At 65.6% G+C, this 2,272-nt stretch carries 2 protein-coding genes; both read left to right on the top strand.

The features are described from left to right. On the top strand, window positions 1-1,316 hold a 1,316-nt coding region (locus ACMUOO_RS17185; protein ID WP_413855805.1), incomplete at its 5' end, for an MBL fold metallo-hydrolase RNA specificity domain-containing protein. Further along, complete coding sequence (locus ACMUOO_RS17180; protein WP_413855804.1) at window positions 1,313-2,095, top strand: TIGR00730 family Rossman fold protein; 783 nt, start codon at window positions 1,313-1,315, stop codon at window positions 2,093-2,095. The genes ACMUOO_RS17185 and ACMUOO_RS17180, both read left to right, overlap by 4 nt. The last annotated feature ends 177 nt before the right edge of the window (window positions 2,096-2,272 follow it).

Raw genomic sequence — 2,272 nt, 5'->3', positions numbered from 1 at the left:
GTCAGCCTTTTGCCTTCAACCCGCGTTCGCTCGATTTCGTGCTGCTGACACATGCGCATATCGACCATAGCGGATTGCTGCCGAAGCTGACAAAGGACGGTTTCGGCGGCCCGATCCTGACGACGTCCGCGACGGCCGACCTGCTTGACGTGATGTTGCGCGACAGCGCCCACATTCAGGAAACGGACGCCGAGCGAGCGGCGCGGGGCGGGCGCGGCAACCGGCGGGCCAGGTCTGGCACCTCGACGCCCATCTACACGATGACCGATGCCGAGACCTGCTTGCGGCAGGTTCGGAACCACCCCTATGACTCGAGCATCGCACCGCATCCCGATGTCGTCTGCATCTTCCGCGACGCGGGCCATATCCTCGGATCGGCGATCATCGAACTCTGGATCACAGAGGCAGGCGAAACCGTGAAGCTGGTCTTCTCCGGCGACCTCGGTCAGCCCGGGCGTGCCATCCTGCATGATCCCACGCCGGTCGCGGACGCGGATGTTCTGGTGATGGAATCCACCTATGGGGACCGGGCCCACCGCGATCAGGCGGCGACCCTCAATGAGATGGTCACGGTCATCTCCGAAACCCGCAAGCGCGGCGGCAACGTGATCATGCCGGCCTTCGCGGTCGGGCGCACCCAGGAGATTCTCTATCACCTGCATTGCCTCGCTCGGCAGGGCAGGCTGCGCGATCTTTCGATCTTCGTCGATTCACCCATGGCCGACCGCGCCACGCATATCACGAAGAGCCATCTGAGTCTCTTTGACGAGCAGGCGCGAAACCTCGTCGATTGGCATGAAGCCGCGACGGACCGACCCCGGCTGCAGTTCACCGCCAGCGCGGAGGAGTCGAAGGCGCTCAACCAGATCGAGGGCGGCGCCATCATCATATCGGCCAGCGGCATGTGCGACGCCGGGCGTATCCGGCACCACCTGCGTCACAACCTGCCACGGCCGGAATCCGCGATCCTGATCACCGGCTTTCAGGCAGAGGGCACGCTGGGGCGGCGGCTCGTGGATGGGGCGCGGCGGGTCCGGATTTTCGGAGACGACGTCCCCGTCCGGGCATCGGTGCATACCCTGAACGGCTTTTCGGCCCATGCCGATCAGCTCGCCCTCCTGGACTGGGCCAGCCGGTTTCGCCGGGCTCCGTCGCGCGTCATTGTCACCCATGGAGAGGCGCGGACCGCCGAGATATTCGCGGGCCGTCTGCGCGAGCACTTGGGCTGGCAGGTGACGGTCCCGGAGCGCAATGCAATGCTGGAACTGATGCCGCTCAGATGGCCGTCTCTTCGGCGTGCGGCGGTCCGGCCATGAGCCGGGCGAAGGACCTCGAGAGCCTCCGGGCGGCGATTCTTGCCAACCCGTCCTATCGCCTTGCCCACGAGGATGCCGACCTTCTGGCCGACGCGGATCTCAGGCCGTTGCGCCTGCAACTGGAGCTGGTGAAGCCCGAGCGCGCATTGCGACGGCATGCCATCCGCTCCACCGTCGTCGTCTTCGGCAGCGCCCGGATGAGGTCTGGCGAGCAGGCCGCCGATCCTGAGCGGGAACAGCGGCACACCCGTTATCTCGACGAGGCGCGGCGCTTCGCGGCCCTTGTATCGCACCGGTTTCAGCAGGAAGGGCGGCGCGATTTCGTCGTGGTGACAGGCGGGGGTTCGGGGATCATGGAGGCGGCGAACCGCGGCGCCTGGGAGGCTGGGGCCCGGTCGATGGGGCTCAACATCACGCTGCCGCACGAACAGTTGCCCAATCCCTTCATCACCCCCGACCTCGCATTCCGCTTTCGCTATTTTGCAATCCGCAAGATGCATTTCGCGCTGCGGGCACGGGCCATGGTCGCGTTTCCGGGGGGCTTTGGCACCTTGGATGAGGTGTTCGAGGTTCTGGCGCTGGTCCAGACGGGCAAGATGGCCCCGATTCCAATCGTGCTTGTCGGATCGGCTTTCTGGAACCGTGCGGTGGATTTCAGCTTCCTGGTCACGGAGGGGATGATCGACCCTGCCGACGCCGAGCTCTTCACTGTGGTCGACACCGCCGTAGATGCCGTCTCCGTGCTCGAACGCTTCTACGGCGGGACGCCGCCGCCATGATACCCGCCCAGCCTTGAACGCCGCCCCTGAACGCTGCCGGAGAAAACCGTGATGTCGCGCCGCATCATCATCATCGTCGTCCTTCTCGCCGGGCTCCTCGGGTTTGGCGCATGGACCGTGCTCTTCCGGCCATCCGACGTGCCGCCGGAGGGCTTTTCCCGCGGCAATGGCAGGATC

This window comes from Albidovulum sp., from assembly GCF_041919395.1.
Classification (GTDB): domain Bacteria; phylum Pseudomonadota; class Alphaproteobacteria; order Rhodobacterales; family Rhodobacteraceae; genus Albidovulum.
This window is presented reverse-complemented; position numbering and strand designations above follow the sequence as displayed.

Excerpts from the sequence above, each read along its gene's own strand:
- ACMUOO_RS17180 (WP_413855804.1), top strand. The coding sequence starts at position 1,313 with ATGAGCCGGGCGAAGGACCTCGAGAGCCTCCGGGCGGCGATTCTTGCC.